The sequence below is a fragment of the Microcoleus sp. A6-C6 genome (assembly GCF_036705955.1).
GTDB lineage: Bacteria > Cyanobacteriota > Cyanobacteriia > Cyanobacteriales > Microcoleaceae > Microcoleus.
This window is the reverse complement of record NZ_JAUBVR010000047.1, coordinates 33,938-49,964: the sequence shown is the minus strand read 5'-3', so window position 1 is coordinate 49,964 and position 16,027 is coordinate 33,938. Positions and strand designations below refer to the sequence as shown.

Genomic DNA, 16,027 nt, shown 5'->3' with positions numbered 1-16,027 from the left:
CATCATTAAATGGTGCACACCCGATCATTGCCTTTTTGTCAAGTACAATTTATACCAAATTAGATGAGCTTGCCCTGCAACTAGACTGCGAAATCAAAGACGCATCTCTTTTGTCCTTGGAGCGATCGACACTAAAATCTTCATAGTACGATCGCTCGGTGTTGACATTCCACAAGTCGTTTGGAATATTGTTACAAATGTTTTCCCTAGTTTAGTGGTTCGCAAAAATTTGGGTGAACTTCCTTTAACGGTTCAAACACCAGCACTGAATCGATCGCCCTAATTGCCTGCGACATTCGCAACTCGTGCCTTCCTCCGACAGTAATATACCGCTTGCCTTTCTTCTGAAGAACCTCAACAAACCACTGGTGCATAGTCATCCGTAAATGTTCGCTTTCTCGCGTTCCATCCTGAACAAATCCGAAATCCGGCTGAGTCAAAATATACAAATCGCAGCGGCGGCTGTCAGCGATTTGCTCGATCGTCGGATGTTCTGAACCAACGTAACGTTTGTGCCAAATACAAGTAGCTAAAGGGTCTGTATCGCAAATAACGACTTTGTTAGCGCGAGTAGCAATATGGTCTTCTATAACAGCTTGTTTCTTGGCAATTTCTACAAATTCATAGCTGTCCCAAATTTCAGGATCGGGCGAATATTGCCTGCCTTCCCAGTAACACCTGCCGTATTCGGGAACCCAAACAGTTTGGTAGTGCTGTGCGAGCGATCGTGCTAGGGTAGTCGTGCCACTCGATTCTACACCCAGCACGCAGACTCGTTTGGCAAAATAAGCTTTGGCTGGGGGAGTCAGCATTTGCCAGTTTTCGGCTAGGTGCGATCGCAATTGCGTTCCAGAAATCGGGAATTTGAGCCGTTGGCGATCGACTGCACAGTGTTGAGATCCCATCAGTTTTGCCCAAGGTTCGCCGTAATCCTCTGAAGTAAAAGCGATATCGGGTTTTCGCCCGGAAAGCACCTCAAGAGTCCTCTGAGCCCAAGGTTCGGGAGCTTCTGGCAAATCGTCGAGCACTTCGATAACTTCTGCGTCGGGATGCAAAAACCGAATCCAGTCGGCTCTAACGCTTCCTGCAACTGCTTGATTTGTTTTATAACAGGCGAGAACGATTAAACGATCGACCTTCTTTTTAGCTTCTCGAATTAAGTAGTCGTGTCCTTTGTGGAAGGGGTAAAATTTGCCTACAGTAACACCGAGTATCATAAAGATTGCTGCTGTTTTAACTTTTGTTCCGAGTAAATCCGCTGGAAATTTTGCAGTCCGTGAATTGCCATAAACCAAAAAATCGCGTACAAAATACTCGTTAGATATAGCCCCCGCGAGGCATACAAGGGAACGTAAATCGTGTCTGCAACAATCCATAAATACCAGCTTTCGAGATAGCGTTCCATCAGGTACAACTGGGCGATCGCGCTTAAGATAGTTGTCAGGGCGTCCCAAAATGGTGCGGCGCCGCCCAAAGATACTAATACTGTTCGCAAGCCAAATACAGCAACTGTAACTAACACTGCGGTGAGGATGAGCCAGCGTTGAGAAATGCGACATACAGGTTTTTCTGTGCTGTTTTCGCCGCCCCGCAGCCAAATATAAATTGCTTGCAAACTCGTGATTAAATAGAAGAATTGAATCGCAACTTCGCCGTAAAGTTTAACTTGATAAAACACCGCAGCGTAGGTGATAACTCCGATTAAGCCGACCCACCAGCCCAGGGAATTGTTTTTAGCAAGCAGCCAAACACTCCAAGCAGAAGCGATCGCGGCTATCGCTTCGATTAAGTTGAGTTGGATAGGGACAAACCGCTGCACTGAAAGCAGGAGCAAAAAGATGCTTGCTGCGAAGCCGATTAAGTTTGGCAGGTTGGCTTTTTTCATGGCAATCCCTATTTCGGCTGGCTATATTCACTGCGAAATCAAAGACGCATCTTTTTTGTCCTTGGAGCGATCGACACTAAAATCTTCATAGTACGATCGCTCAGTATTCACATCCCACAAATCGTGCTTTTCCCCAAGAATATTTCTCGCGGCCAGCATCCCCGTTAGCATAGAATGGTCTTGATTGTTGTATCGGTGCATACCATTTCGCCCGATCGTCTGCAAATTCTCCATTCCCTTCAAAAAACCTTCAAGCACCTCCAAGTGTCCTCGATATTCCGCATCGTAAACAGGATAAGCCTTCGGCTGCCGCAACACCACCCCATCCTCAACATCCGCAGCTTTTGCCAAACCCAACTCAACCAACTCCCGAGTTGCTAATGCCACAAGTTCAGCATCCGACATTTCCCAAAGTTCCTCGCCTTCATTGCAAAAATATTCCATGCCCAAACAAGTTTTGTTCGCGTCGGGAACCAATGCAGCACTCCAATTCTTAAAGTTTTGAATTCGTCCGACTTTGACTTCGGGAGAGTGAATGTAAATCCAGTTGTCAGGAAACAAATCCTTGCAATCGACAATCAGCGATACAATCAAGAAATCTCGATATTTGAGCGATCGCGCGGCGTGCAATACCTCTTCGGGGGGCTGCGGTTTCAGCCGTGCTACCAGCGCCGATATCGGCATACTCGTAATAAAATTATCCGCAGAATATTGGACTAATTCTCCATTATGTTCAGCAGTAATAGTTTTAATTTTATTACCTTCACGCTCAAAGCTAATCACCTTAGTATCGAGATAAACTTTGCCCTCTTTAGCTTCCACAGATTCGGCAAACTTTTCCCACATCATCCCCGGCCCCAAAGCCGGATAGTCAAACTCTTTAATTAACGTTTTAGTATCATTGCTGCCAAACAAAGCATTAATAATCGCTGTTGTCAGCGACAATCCTTTAATGCGCTGCGCCGCCCAATCTGCTTGAATTTCAGAACAGGGAATTCCCCAAACTTTTTCTGTATAAGTCTTGAAAAATGTTTTATACAAACGTTCGCCAAAACGATTGATCACCCACTGTTCAAAAGTTTCTTCTTTCGGAAGTGGCCAAATTCTCACTTTCAGATAACTCAAAATAATCAGCGCACTCTCAATTATGCCCAAATTAAAGAGAGTATTGAAGGCGCTGATCGGATAGTTGAAAAATTTACCTCGATAAAAAATTCGCGACAATCGTGGCACTTTAATAAACTCATTTCCCAGTACCTCTTGCCACAACTCCTGCACGGCTGCAACTTTAGTATAAAACCGGTGGCCCCCAATGTCGAAACGGTAGCCTTTGTAGGTTTCGGTGCGGGCTAACCCGCCAACTTTATCCCCTTTTTCGAGTACAACAGGGATGATGCCTTCCTTGACTAGCTCGTAGGCGGCAGTCAAACCCGCAGGGCCTGCACCCACGATCGCCACAGGATAATGTTTCACTCAGCGTACCTCCAGCCTTTTTATAGAACTCTACAATTATTTATAACTTCTAAAATTAATAGATGCACCCGTGAATACCCTGAGAAACTATCTATCGGGCTGATGTTGAAGGAGAATTTGCCTTGATTTATTAAGCGATACTGGCAAGTTAATTTTACCAGTCAAGGGCTTTTTTTGCGATAAGTGGCGACCAGTGCCGATCGCAAATGCCAGTCCGCTGTAAAAATAGAAAAGCCAGTGCCAAGGAATTGTTTTCAGGGCAAATACGATACCGTGTTTTTCCTTAAAAAAACGGTAAAGCGGTGCATTAATTACTACCAGCGGTGTTGCCAGTAAGCCAGCCAGTACCAGAAAGTTCAGCGACCAGCACGTCCCCAAAACTGCCAGCAGCACTGCATAAGTTAAAATCACGCTGATGCGGTTCGAGACTTGCAAGTTGAGATCGTTATTCAATTTGCGATCGCGCCAAATAAGTTCCGTCCAAGGCAGCGCTCGGTAAAAAAAGTCAGCTTTCACCATCCCCACCGCTTCCCAGCGCTTCAAATGCTTCACCTGCAATGTTTTACACAGCCGAATTTTATAACCGGCTTGTTTCAAACGGTAGCCCAGCTCAATATCCTCGATCGAAGGTTCGCGGTAACTCTCATTAAAGCCACCCATCTGCAAAAAAATTTCCCGGCGAATCACTCCGCAAGCTCCCCAAAAAGTCGAAGCTTCTTCGTTACCTGTTTGGTGCACGTAGTGGTGCAGTAAATTCCTATACTGGGATAAAAAATCTGGATCTCCAGGAGCATCATCGTAGGAGCCGATCAAAGCAGCTAAGTAGGGATTATTTTTAAACACCGATTTCGCATAACCCACAGCTTCTGGACAAACAGCCACATCAGCATCCACAAAAAACAGAATATCTCCCTTGGCAGCTTGCGCTCCCAAATTTCTCGCTCTCGCCGGGCCTCCAGATTCGGGAATTCTGATCACTTTTGCGCCGAATTCCTTGGCCAGACGCCAAGAACCGTCGCTTTCGCCATCTGCTACTACAATAATCTCGATCGGTCTCGGTACAGATTCAGCCAGTTTTGACAAACAGGTGCGGAAGTAAGCCCCCCCGTTGTGGACTGGGATAATCACGGATACAGTCGGGTCTTTGGTATAAATCATTACCGAGTTTACTTTAAATTGCAGGGAAAACAAATGATTGAATTTCAATGCTCCTACTGTACGAAGGGTAAAATCAGCTCTACTTTTTTATTTATAACCCGATTTCTGTTTATCTTCAACTAGATTTTTTACTGACATTGTAGGCTGCATTTATCCCGACTCATGCCTGTATTCTAAGCCACATCTGGCTGAGACTCACCTGATGAAGACAACAGCTTTACGAAATCTTTATATATATTATTGTTTTTGTAAACCTGATAACAAGCCCCACCAGCCATTGTGTTTGAGAGTATTCCACCACACAAGAATTTTCTTTTTTACTTAATTATTAGTATAAAATACAACATATTAATACTGAGGAGAGCCAACGGTGAGGACTTGCCCGTACAGGTGATTTTACAGACATCATGGGCAATCAACTCCTGCACGAAGTCTGTATCCCGACTGCTGTGTCAATGCACATTTTATGAGTTTTGGCAACATATTTAAAATGTACATCTGAAAATTTTTCACGATGTGCGATCGACCTTAGCTCTTTGTTAACATAGCATCAGATCGCTGCTTGAGATCCAAAATTTTTTTATGTAAAAATTTTTATATTACATGAACACCACCAAACATAATTTAGAACAGCCATTAATTTCAGTAATTATACCCGCTTACAACGCCGAGGAATTTATTGCTAAAACATTAGAGTCTGTCTTATCTCAAACCTATCAAAACCTAGAAATTTTAGTAGTAGACGACGGCTCCACAGACACAACCGCCGAAATCATCAAAATTTTTGGTCAAAAAGATAGGCGAATCATCTTATTGCAGCAATCAAATGCCGGAGTCGCCGCCGCTCGCAACCTAGCAATTCAAAAATCCCAAGGCGAATACATTGCTCCCATCGATGCCGACGATATTTGGTATCCGCAAAACCTACAAAAACAAGTAGAATGCCTAAAAAAATCAGAACCATCTGTAGGAATTGTCTATTCCTGGTCAGTTGATATAAATGAAAAAGACTTGCTCATCGGTGGATTTTACAACTCCACCATCGAAGGAGAAGTTTACACAGCATTAGTTTATAAATATTTTATCGGCAATGCCAGCTCATCTCTAATTCGCCGCGCTTGCTTTGAAAAAATCGGCGGTTACAACTGCAAATTAAAAGCAGAAAACGCTCAAGGCTGCGAAGACTGGGAACTGCATCTCCGCATAGCCGAACATTATCGATTCAAAGTAGTGCCAGAATATTTAGTTGGCTACCGCCAGATTGCCAGCAGTATGTCTTGCAACTATGCAGCAATGGCAAAAAGTCACTGTTTAATTATGGCAAATGTCCGGCAGCAACATCCCGAAATTTCCAGCAATATTTATCGCTGGTCTAGCAGCAGTTTTTACATTTACTTAGCATTCAGAAGTAACAGCAGCGGCAATCACCGAAGTACCTTATCTTGGCTAGTTCGAGCTTTCAAAGAAGATTTATTTATGTCACTATTACGTCACAATCTGTACTTACTGTCAATAACCAGCCTATTGAAAATTATAGTCTCGCCGCCCACTGAATCGGGCTTAAAATTAAAACCAACATCAGAATCATATGAAGGGACGACACTTGCGACGATTGAGACGCGGACGAAAGTTCACAGAATGCTGCCGTCGCAGGTGTATGAAAGAATGCGGTTTAATAGTTTAACAAATCGAAAATTTAAATCTACCCAACATTGAAAAACCCGGTTTCTTGAAAAAACCGGGTTTTTGAGGAAGCTAGAGGGCGTTTAATTCTGCCTGGTTACGCGAGCGAAAATCAGAAAATAGGGTTAAATAAAAAATATAAATTTTCCCTTCTTCCTTCTTCCGCATTCACGCTTGACTTCTTCTTAATCTCTCTAAGCGTGAGAAGCCGTAGTAGTTTTAGCTTGTGGCTGCTTACCGTCCGGCGAAATAGATTCCCCTTCAATAAACGATCGCAACATCCAAGCCATTTGCTCGTGCTGTTCCATCAAACCAGTCAAAAAGTCTGCGGTTCCGTCATCCTTAAACTCTTCACCACACTGTTCAACGTGTTTGCGGAGATTGCGAATAACCAGTTCGTGATCGTCAACCAAACGCGATACCATCTCACTTGCTAAAGGCAAATCGCCGACGTGTTCCTTAATCGAAGCATACTTAAGAAAACCCTCAGCAGTACCAATTGGGTAGCCGCCTAAAGCTCTCACCCGTTCCGCCATAGCATCGATATTTATTGTTAACGCCTGATAGTGTTCTTCCCACAACTGGTGGAGCGAGCGAAACTGCGGGCCAACTACATCCCAGTGATACTTTTTAGTTTTGATTAACAGCAGATAAGCATCTGACAGGTCATGATTCAAAAGTTCGATAACACCTGCACGTTGCTCGTCAGATAGACCTATATTTAACTTACGCATTGAAATTATTTCCTCGATTCTTCTAACTAGACATTTATTAAAACAAATTTTGCCAGCAGTTGACATCAACCCAAAGGACGATCGCACTTTTAGTCAAATATCTGCATTTCAGGTTAAAGTAATCACAATATAGATACCCTTAGATAGATGTCATGCAGCTTTTTGTTCCTGGCCGCCTTTGTCTGTTTGGCGAACACAGCGATTGGGCAGCCGCTTATCGCCCCCTCAATCCCGCTATAGCAAAAGGCTGCACTCTGATAGCCAGTACAAATCAAGGAATTTATGCTGAAGTTAAGCCGCATCCCACACACTTGATTTTGCGGGCTGCTTTAAATGACGGCACCAAAATAGAAGCTGCACTCCCGATGGAAAAAAATTGTCTGCTTGCTGAAGCACAAACAGGAACTTTTTTCAGTTATGCAGCAGGTGTTGCGGCTCAATTTCTCACCTACCACCGCGTGGGAGGAGTAGAGATTGACAATTATTTAACAGATTTACCAATTCAGAAAGGCTTGTCTTCCAGCGCCGCAATTTGTGTGTTAGTAGCCCGCGCTTTCAACCGCTTATACGATTTAAAAATGAACGTGCGCGACGAAATGGAAATCGCTTATTTAGGCGAGACTGCAACACCTTCGCGCTGCGGCCGCATGGATCAGGGTTGTGCCTATGGAAATCGCCCGATCATGATGATTTTTGACGGCGCTACAATGGATGTTGTTGAGTTAACAGTTGCCAAAGATTTGTTTTTGGTTATCGTAGATTTGGGCGCCAGCAAAAACACTCAAGAAATCCTGGCAAGTCTCAATCTAGCTTATCCCTTTGCTGCGAATGAAGTTGCAGCAAACGTGCAGCAATATCTCGGTGCGATTAGTTCGAGAATTACGCAAGATGCAGCCGCAGCTTTACAGCAGGGAGATGCAGTTAAACTCGGTGAGTTGATGAAAGTTGCCCAGAGCAAATTTGACCAGCATTTAATCCCCGCTTGTCCGGGACAGTTAACTGCTTCTGTTTTGCACGAACTTTTGAACTATCCACAGATTCAGCCTTATATCTTGGGCGGGAAGGGAGTAGGTTCTCAAGGAGACGGCACGGCGCAGTTTATAGTTAAAGATGCAGAAAGTCAACAGCAGGTGATCGAGATGATTGCACGAAATTTTCCTCAGATGAATTGTGTAAAACTGAAAATAAGTTGAAAAAAAAGACCAATTTAGGGAATCTTCAAATTCTTCAATAGAGCAATTGCCAAAATCGGAAAATACCCTGAAATCATCTGCGTCAATCTGTGTTTATCTGCCCGATATCTGCGGTTTCTCTATCGAAAGCAGACTTCTGCAATGCAAGTCTAATCTAAAATCTAAAATCTAAAATCCTATGACAATCCGTTCTCAGTACAGAGTCCGCAAAGCGGTGATTCCGGCCGCCGGTTTTGGCACTCGGATGTTTCCGGCTACTAAGGCAGTGAAGAAGGAATTCTTTCCAATTATCGATCGCGACGGCCGCGCTAAACCGATAATTTTGGCAATTGTGGAAGAAGCTTTGAGTGCGGGAATCGAAGAAGTTGGTATAGTTGTGCAAAATGGCGATCGCACTTTTTTTGAAGATTTCTTTAAAACTGGGCCGTCTCCTGAACTTTTCCAAAAACTGTCTCAGCAAAATCAGGACTATAGCAAATATTTACAAGAGTTGGGGCAGCGCGTTACAATTCTTACTCAAGATGTTCAGGAAGGGTTCGGACACGCGGTATTTTGTGCTCAGGAATGGACGAACAATGAGCCATTTCTTCTGCTTTTGGGCGACCATATTTACTTGTCGGACACTGCAAACTCTTGCGCGCGCCAGCTATTGGATATTTACTCGCAAGTGCAGCAAAGCGTAATTGGTTTGAGGGTGACACAGGCTGAGGTAATTCATCACTACGGCTGTGCCGCGGGTGTTTGGCAGGCACAAGATGCTATTTTGTCGGTGACGCAAGTTTACGAAAAGCCGGATATCGAGTATGCGCGGCAGCACTTAAGCGTAGAAGGTATGGCGGAGGATTTATTTTTGTCATTTTTTGGAATGTATGTGCTTGAGCCTAAAATTTTTGATTATTTGGCTGAACATATTAATGTCAATTTTCGAGAAAGAGGCGAATTCCAGTTAACTTCGTGTTTGGATAAGTTGCGACAGTTTGAGGGAATGGCTGGTTATGTGGTGCAAGGGCGGTGTTTTGACACGGGATTACCGGAGGTTTACCGACAGACGCTGATTGATTTTGCCATATCTGGTGGGGCGATCGGCTAACATGGCTGCGCCCTTGCCTGTACCCTATTTGTAGTGAGGACTTCAGTCCTCATACAACGAATAACAGCAATTCACCAGCAGCGCCCCCTGAACAAATCCACAAACCAACTATATATATATAAGTCGATCGACTTTGACGCTACCACACATCAGCTATAACCCTTGGTTTTCCGTTGTTAACCGCCCAAAATTCCCGTTTGTTGTAACGAAATATTACAAAATGACGCTAAAACAGCATAGAGTCTTGACAGTAAGAAAGTAAGCCGCTATTCTGATATACATACCCGGGTAAGTCAATTCACAGTCCTATGCAAGAAAAGCAAAAAGTTACATTGTATCTTCCACCAGAACTGCATCGCCAGCTCAAAATCCGAGCCGCAGTCGAAGCTGAACCGATGTCATCAATTGCAGAAAGGGCAATTTTCTTTTACCTAGGAAACCCCGAACTGGTTGACGAAGTAGAAGCATCCTACGGACAAACCCATCGGGTATACACTTGTCCAGAATGCACGGGTTCTGTCGTAATGCGAGATGGAGAACTGGCATCCGTAACAAGTCAGCCGAGCGTATTGGCTGAGCAGGATCTTCCAGTAAAGCAGGTGTCAGGCATCAGCGCCAGCACAGCCCAAGCGGGAGAGGAAGAATTGGTTCCCTGCTAAGAATGCCTTGCTTCCCCAAAAACCGAGAACTGAAAATTTCAGCATTGGGCTAAAGGCAGCATTGAGATTCAGCAAAGATAGCACCGTCTCTAGTGGGTCGAGGAATATGCAAGAAGAGATCAGTATCCTAATCCAAGCTCAATATCCTCTGATCTACCTCGTGACATCCGAGGAAGAGCGGTGTGAGCAAGCAATTTCGACAATAGCTCAAGCAAAACCACAGCGACGAGTATTTATCTGGACTGTAACTCACGGCATTGTGGAGTACGGTCAACCGCGCACCACTACCCAGCACAACACCGTCTCCCCAGAGGCAGCCATTGAATGGGTGATCAGGCAGCGAGAACCAAACAGCAACGCTAGCATCTACATTTTCAAAGATTTACATCCTTTTATCGATTCTCCTCCGGTAACGCGGTGGTTGCGCGATGCGATCGCCAACTTCAAAGGAACGCAAAAGACAATTATACTGATGTCTCCTTTGCAGCAAATTCCGATCGAGCTAGAAAAAGAAGTAGTGGTATTAGACTTCGCGCTCCCAGACATGAAGGAACTAAACCAAGTATTGTCTAGCCAGTTGGAGCAAACAAAATCGAAACGCATTACCACAGAAGCGCGAGAAAAACTTTTAAAAGCAGCCTTGGGATTGACTAAGGACGAAGCTGAAAAAGTTTATCGCAAAGCCCAAGTTTGCACGGGGCGCTTAACCGAAGAAGAAGTAGACATCGTTCTTTCGGAGAAAAAGCAGCTAATTCGGCGCAACGGCATTCTAGAGTTCATCGAAGAAGACGAAACCCTGGATGCAGTCGGCGGTTTAGAAGAGCTGAAACGATGGCTCAGACAGCGTTCCAACGCCTTTACAGAACGGGCGAGAGAATACGGTCTGCCTCAACCAAAAGGGATGTTAATTCTCGGCGTACCGGGATGCGGAAAATCGTTGATTGCCAAGACCACCTCCCGCCTTTGGGGACTGCCCCTGCTGCGGCTAGATATGGGTAGAGTCTACGACGGCTCGATGGTAGGTCGATCGGAAGCCAACCTCCGTAACGCCCTGAAAACCGCAGAATCAATCTCTCCAGCCATCCTCTTCATCGACGAACTAGACAAAGCCTTTGCAGGAGGCACTGGTTCTGCCGACTCAGACGGAGGCACATCCAGCCGAATTTTCGGTTCCTTCCTCACTTGGATGCAAGAAAAGACTTCCCCAGTCTTCGTAATGGCAACAGCCAACCGAATCGAGCGGTTGCCGGGGGAATTCTTGAGGAAAGGTCGATTCGACGAACTCTTCTTTGTTGACCTGCCAACTAAAGAAGAACGCCAAGATATATTCAAAATTCACCTGTCAAAACGGCGTCGGGAAATTACTCGCTTCGATTTAGAGCAACTTTCCAATGTTTCCGACGGCTTTTCAGGAGCAGAAATTGAGCAAGGGCTGGTAGCAGCCATGTACGAGGCCTTCGCTCAAGATAGAGAGTTTACGCAGTTAGATATCATCGCGGCCATTAAATCTACATTGCCACTGTCTAAAACCATGACCGAACAGGTCAGCGCCCTCCGAGATTGGGCGAGACAGCGCGCACGGCCCGCTGCGTCTTCCGTCGCTGAATACCAGCGAATGGAATTCTAAAAGCTTTCTCCTGGTCCAAACAGGAGCAAAGGCTAGCAACAGCTAGCAGTTCGATTGAAAAGCCGCCCAGCGGCACCGTTAAATCCAGACCGTTGTTGTTTCTCTCTCAGTTTTATTAGGAGGAAATCCAATGTCTCACTTTAGCACTCTGCGTACCAAAATCACTGATGCCGAAATCCTGAAAGCTTCCCTGCGCGACTTGGGCATTTCAGTCAAGTCCGAAGCTGATGTTCGCGGCTATAACGGCCAGCGCGTTCGCTCCGACATCGTGGCGATTCTGGAAGGCGAATATGACCTGGGTTGGTCTCGCAATAGCGACGGTTCCTTTGATCTGATTGCAGACCTCTGGGGCGTCGCCAAAAAGCACAATCAAACTGAGTTAATCAACTCCATCAACCAGAAGTACGCAGTTAACAAAACCTTGGCAGCCGTCAAGCAGCGTGGTTTGCAAAATGCCAACGTTAAGCTGGTAGTGCAAAACTAATTGATCTGCGCGTTTCTAAGCTTGCGGGTTAACCACATACGGGTTAACCCGTTTTTTGCTAGCTAGGATGTAGAGTGGGCTTTTTTGCCCGCCACATTTTTTAGCACCCCTAAGCAGCAGCTTTCAACCGGAGAGCTGCTGCTTTAGCTCGACAGACGGGAATCCCCACAGGGCGAGTGGTACTCCACTTACTGTGGGATGAAAGGCGAGCAAGATGAGGATTCCACCCGCCGGAGGGCCTTCCAAGCGCAGAAGAATGGGAGTGGGCGGGTGGATGAGGAGATGAGATGCCGAGGGCTAAAGCTTTATCCAGTAAGGGTTTGAGTGCTAGAATTATAGTTATTAGGCAGCCGAAAATGCTACCAATATACTCAACCTTGACAACTGAAGATAGGGGGTTTCTTGGGGAAGTGACACATTTAATTGTGGCAGCAAGAGCTGCGAGTAAAATTTTCAAGGCACGAAGGTGCACTTAATTTCATGTTTGAAACCAAGAGTGGGGCGGGACGTGTCCCTCACTATAAAATGCCGTAGAGGGGAAACAATGCTCGTATACCTAGAAGGAAGATCTGGATATCCTTAACAGGACTCAGATGCCTACACCATAAAGCTTGCGGTTGGTGTAGGAGCGTCACTGCCTGAATACTAATTCTTCTGGCAAGTGTCGATGGTTTGTTGATAAATTTCAATCATGCGATCGACTTTGCGTTGCCAGTCAAAATGCTCCCGAACCCGCTCCCATCCCGCCCTACCCATACTCTGTCGCAATTCTGGTGACTGAGCGAGCTTCAGCATCGCATCAGTCAGTCCCTTGACAAAGCCTTCTTGAGAAGCTGGTTCTACTAAAATACCGCAAGTGGAATTCAGATAATCCGCTGGCCCACCCCAGTTCGTTGCTATGACGGGCAAGCCCAGTGCCATTGCCTCCATCACCACCGCCCCCCCAGGCTCCCGCAAACTCGGAAACACCATTGTATCAGCTTGTTTCATTTTGAGAGCGCACTGCTCCTGAGAGAGCCAGCCGCTGAATACAACGCTGCTGTCGATGCCTAAACGAGCTGTTTGAGCTTCGAGTTCCCCTCGCATATCCCCATCGCCGATGATTTCCAAGACTGCATCAGTTTGAGCGGCGACGGTGGCAAAGGCTTCCAGCAGCAAGTCTACACCTTTCCAGTCGGCCAGACGCCCCAAAAAAACAAAATGAACTTGTTTATTTGGCTCCTTTGATGCGGTAGAGTCCGATCGCCACACCGAGAAATCCACGCCGTTTTCCACAAGTTCAATGATTTTACCCTGCACCCCAGTCGGAAGTGCTTGCTTCGTGCGATCGTTTGCCACTAACATGGTCTCGGCTTTGATTTTACCGGGCAAAAGACGATTGCAGAAATCCACGCACTGGTGACCGATCGCGATTAAAATATCGACTGAACGGTTTTGGCGCGATCGAAATGCCAGAGGAAATTTAACCGACGTGTTCATCGGCCCCATGACTACCGGCACCCCCAATCCGAACATCAACGAAGGAATTGTTGCCGAGACTGGTGTTGGCTCGTGTACAACATCAATCTGGTGTTCGCTCACCAGCCGTCGCACAATGCGACGCTGTAGCACTTGGGTGTACAGGTGACTCAGCAGCCCAAAAGTAAATTCATTCACTCTTGCTGGGATAAATCGCCCGCAATTGTTAAGCAGCCGATGCAGCCAAGTGTCAGGTACAAAGTGCATTCGATCGCGATCTTCGGGAAATAGCGCTTCGAGTTCAGTCTGGGTGCGTGCGTGAACTACTAACCACGTCTCTATTTGGCGCGATCGAAGTATCCGGAAGTAGTTCACCGGCAGCAATGACTCGCCACCGAATTGACTTGAGGCATTTTGAGCAACAATTACTATTCGCATAACTTGTTTTTATTTCCACTAAATTAATAGACAATTTAAACTTAGAAGCTGCTTTTTGGCAATTCATTGATTGAATTCTACATCAACTGGATTACCTCAAAAATTAGCTGAATACCCGTTCTTTTCGCCTTTCATTGTCAGGCGTTTTTTCCAGGCAAAGTAGTTGTTTTTCTTCACCTCGCTGCTGTTGGCGATACAAGTAATACTTGTGTGTATTTTTTTAACTTTGACTGGAGCTTTTTATTTCTTTCGTCGTTAACAAGATTTACATCTGCCAGTTTTCTATTTGGTTGAAAAAAAATGTAACCGACCCAAGGTATAGATGCAGCATCGGGGTTGCACTCTATAAATTAAATTTTTTGGTTAGCCATTTGTTTGTGCTATCGGGATACTTGCCTGAGGCAGGAACGCCGCAGGCAAGGGCATAGGGGAAAGACAAGTTATAAGTTATGTTTATTTTGACTCATCTACTCACTAGATTTAGCACTCATTCTACATCGTCTAATTCATAGACTTTGATGTTTTGTATTCGATCAAATTGCTGCGCTGTCCCAGCAACCTACGCTGGTGAAACTGAATCTGACCTTGCAACTGGGGAAATCTGCCGATCGCACAAGATATAGCATAAAGCGCAGCATCCTTGGCAGGCCAATTCCGCTCTTGCTGCATCCGGCGATAAATTCGGTAAGTAAGCACCGGGTAGCCGGCCAGCAACCACAGGCTCCACCCGTGAGTAAACCAGGCTGTACCCAATGCTAGCACTGGCAAAACCAATCCCCAAAACCAGATTCTGAGGGTGTCTTTCACCCAGTGGCGTTCGGGGGTGTTCCCGTGCAGCCAAGAGCCCTCAGCATAAGCGTGACCCGCTCTTTGAGAGCGCTTCCACCACTGGTCAAAACGAGTCATTTGAGCGTCGTGCAGGGTCATTTCTGCATCTAAGCGCTCGATTTTCCAGCCGTTTTGGCGCAGCCTCACGCACATTTCCGGTTCTTCGCCGGCTATCAGTGCGGGGTTGAAACCACCGACTTGCTCGAATGCTTTGACTCGCATCATTGAGTCGCCACCGCAGGCTTTTGCTTCGCCGATGGGGGTGTCCCACTCCATGTCGCAGAGTCGATTGTATGCTGTGGCTTCGGGGAATTTTTCGCGCCTGCGCCCGCACACTACAGCTAATTCTGTGTTAGCTGCGAGTTTTTGCTGGGCTGTTTCGAGCCAGCCGTCAACTACTTCGCAGTCGCCGTCTACGAATTGGACAAATTCGATGTCGGGAACTACTTGTCGCAGGCGGGCAAATCCTGCATTTCTGGCGCGGGCTGCGGTAAAGGGTGTAGATAGGTCTAGTTCAACTGTATCGCAGCCGATCGACCGGGCTAATTCCAAGCTGCCGTCTGTTGAGCCGGAATCGACATAAACCACCAAAGCTACTTTGTCGATCGCCGATTGCAAGCACGCTTCGAGCCTCACGCCCTCATTTCGCCCGATCGCCACTAATCCAATTTGTTTCAAAGCTTACCTCTGGAATTCGACTTGCGAGCTGTTCTTTTAATATTTTAGTAACAGTCACGCTAATTTCACAATATCTTTATGCCAAAACTTTCAGCCAGTGGCTGTGGTGGACATCGAAGCTCGTTGAGCTTATCATATATTAAATCACATCCAATCCACAGTTTTTAATTCAGAATAGTTAACCATGCTAAACATTAGTTCTCTGTTCATAATTTACTGTAACGGTCAAGGAATAAGCCATATATTTTTGTCACTTTGCTCCGAGTGGAACCACTCTGACTTTAAAGCCCGCATGGTTGTTCCCAATTGCGATCCGCAATATCGCGGCTATAATATAGTTGAAGGTATACCCCGATATTTAAAATCGTTCTACTACAGGGGCAAAGATAGAGCGGAATCTTGTACTGAAAAACGTTTTTTGAGAGATTTCAATGATTTTGATGCAGCTTACTTGTGGCCTGGCACTTCAATCAAAACTATTAGAAAGGTAAAGCAGCGGGGCAAAACAATAATTTTGGAGCGTATTAACTGCTCTACTAAAAAGGCAAAATATATTCTTGACGATGCTTACGGCCGCTTGGGCATCTCTCCCCAACATGGAATTACAGATGCGATGATTTAGCAAGAAGATGAAGAAAT

At 45.7% G+C, this 16,027-nt stretch carries 15 protein-coding genes; 7 read left to right on the top strand and 8 right to left on the bottom strand.

Features of this window, described 5'->3' with window-relative positions:
* Positions 1-206 precede the first annotated feature (206 nt).
* From QUB52_RS18880 to QUB52_RS18865, 4 genes are all read right to left on the bottom strand, one after another.
* Complete coding sequence (locus QUB52_RS18880) at positions 207-1,217, bottom strand: AAA family ATPase (RefSeq protein WP_332974367.1); 1,011 nt, start codon at positions 1,215-1,217, stop codon at positions 207-209.
* Positions 1,214-1,885, bottom strand: coding sequence for a nicotinamide riboside transporter PnuC (pnuC, locus tag QUB52_RS18875; RefSeq protein WP_332974366.1), 672 nt, complete (start codon positions 1,883-1,885; stop codon positions 1,214-1,216). Before pnuC ends, QUB52_RS18880 begins: the two co-directional genes overlap by 4 nt.
* A 27-nt stretch (positions 1,886-1,912) precedes the next feature.
* A complete protein-coding gene (locus QUB52_RS18870) occupies positions 1,913-3,358 on the bottom strand; it encodes an NAD(P)/FAD-dependent oxidoreductase (RefSeq protein ID WP_265239775.1) in 1,446 nt (481 codons plus the stop codon).
* A gap of 87 nt (positions 3,359-3,445) precedes the next feature.
* Positions 3,446-4,516: a glycosyltransferase family 2 protein gene (locus QUB52_RS18865; RefSeq protein WP_332974363.1), complete on the bottom strand. Its 1,071-nt coding sequence runs from the start codon at positions 4,514-4,516 to the stop codon at positions 3,446-3,448.
* 603 nt (positions 4,517-5,119) lie between these two features.
* Here QUB52_RS18865 and QUB52_RS18860 point away from each other — a divergent pair.
* Positions 5,120-6,232 (top strand): glycosyltransferase family 2 protein, encoded by a 1,113-nt coding sequence (locus QUB52_RS18860; protein ID WP_265239773.1) that lies wholly within the window; start codon positions 5,120-5,122, stop codon positions 6,230-6,232.
* Between the two features lie 161 nt (positions 6,233-6,393).
* Here the strand turns inward: QUB52_RS18860 and QUB52_RS18855 are convergent, their stop codons facing one another.
* Positions 6,394-6,933, bottom strand: coding sequence for a Dps family protein (locus QUB52_RS18855; protein WP_265239771.1), 540 nt, complete (start codon positions 6,931-6,933; stop codon positions 6,394-6,396).
* 152 nt (positions 6,934-7,085) lie between these two features.
* Between QUB52_RS18855 and QUB52_RS18850 the strand changes: the two genes are divergently transcribed.
* The 5 genes from QUB52_RS18850 (at position 7,086) to QUB52_RS18830 (ending at position 11,986) form a co-directional block, all read left to right on the top strand.
* Positions 7,086-8,126 (top strand): mevalonate kinase family protein, encoded by a 1,041-nt coding sequence (locus QUB52_RS18850; protein WP_332974360.1) that lies wholly within the window; start codon positions 7,086-7,088, stop codon positions 8,124-8,126.
* A 178-nt stretch (positions 8,127-8,304) separates the two neighbouring features.
* Positions 8,305-9,216 carry a UTP--glucose-1-phosphate uridylyltransferase gene (locus QUB52_RS18845; RefSeq protein WP_332974359.1) on the top strand — a complete coding sequence of 304 codons (912 nt, stop codon included), beginning with the start codon at positions 8,305-8,307 and terminating at the stop codon, positions 9,214-9,216.
* Between the two features lie 308 nt (positions 9,217-9,524).
* Positions 9,525-9,875 carry a hypothetical protein gene (locus QUB52_RS18840; protein ID WP_265239768.1) on the top strand — a complete coding sequence of 117 codons (351 nt, stop codon included), beginning with the start codon at positions 9,525-9,527 and terminating at the stop codon, positions 9,873-9,875.
* Between the two features lie 106 nt (positions 9,876-9,981).
* Positions 9,982-11,502: a stress-responsive protein Ycf46 gene (ycf46, locus tag QUB52_RS18835; RefSeq protein ID WP_265239767.1), complete on the top strand. Its 1,521-nt coding sequence runs from the start codon at positions 9,982-9,984 to the stop codon at positions 11,500-11,502.
* 130 nt (positions 11,503-11,632) lie between these two features.
* Positions 11,633-11,986, top strand: coding sequence for a DUF1257 domain-containing protein (locus tag QUB52_RS18830; RefSeq protein ID WP_006635781.1), 354 nt, complete (start codon positions 11,633-11,635; stop codon positions 11,984-11,986).
* 109 nt (positions 11,987-12,095) lie between these two features.
* On the opposite strand, the gene QUB52_RS18825 is transcribed toward QUB52_RS18830, so the two are convergent.
* The 3 genes from QUB52_RS18825 to QUB52_RS18815 form a co-directional block, all read right to left on the bottom strand.
* Entirely contained in the window at positions 12,096-12,458 is a 363-nt protein-coding gene (locus tag QUB52_RS18825) for a hypothetical protein (protein ID WP_332976233.1), read from the bottom strand.
* Between the two features lie 173 nt (positions 12,459-12,631).
* Positions 12,632-13,882, bottom strand: a complete 1,251-nt coding sequence (locus QUB52_RS18820; protein ID WP_265239764.1) for a glycosyltransferase family 4 protein — start codon at positions 13,880-13,882, stop codon at positions 12,632-12,634.
* Positions 13,883-14,383: 501 nt separating this feature from the next.
* Positions 14,384-15,388, bottom strand: coding sequence for a glycosyltransferase (locus QUB52_RS18815; protein WP_332974358.1), 1,005 nt, complete (start codon positions 15,386-15,388; stop codon positions 14,384-14,386).
* 418 nt (positions 15,389-15,806) lie between these two features.
* Here QUB52_RS18815 and QUB52_RS18810 point away from each other — a divergent pair, with 418 nt between their 5' ends.
* Positions 15,807-16,010 (top strand): hypothetical protein, encoded by a 204-nt coding sequence (locus QUB52_RS18810; RefSeq protein ID WP_332974357.1) that lies wholly within the window; start codon positions 15,807-15,809, stop codon positions 16,008-16,010.
* Positions 16,011-16,027 lie beyond the last annotated feature (17 nt).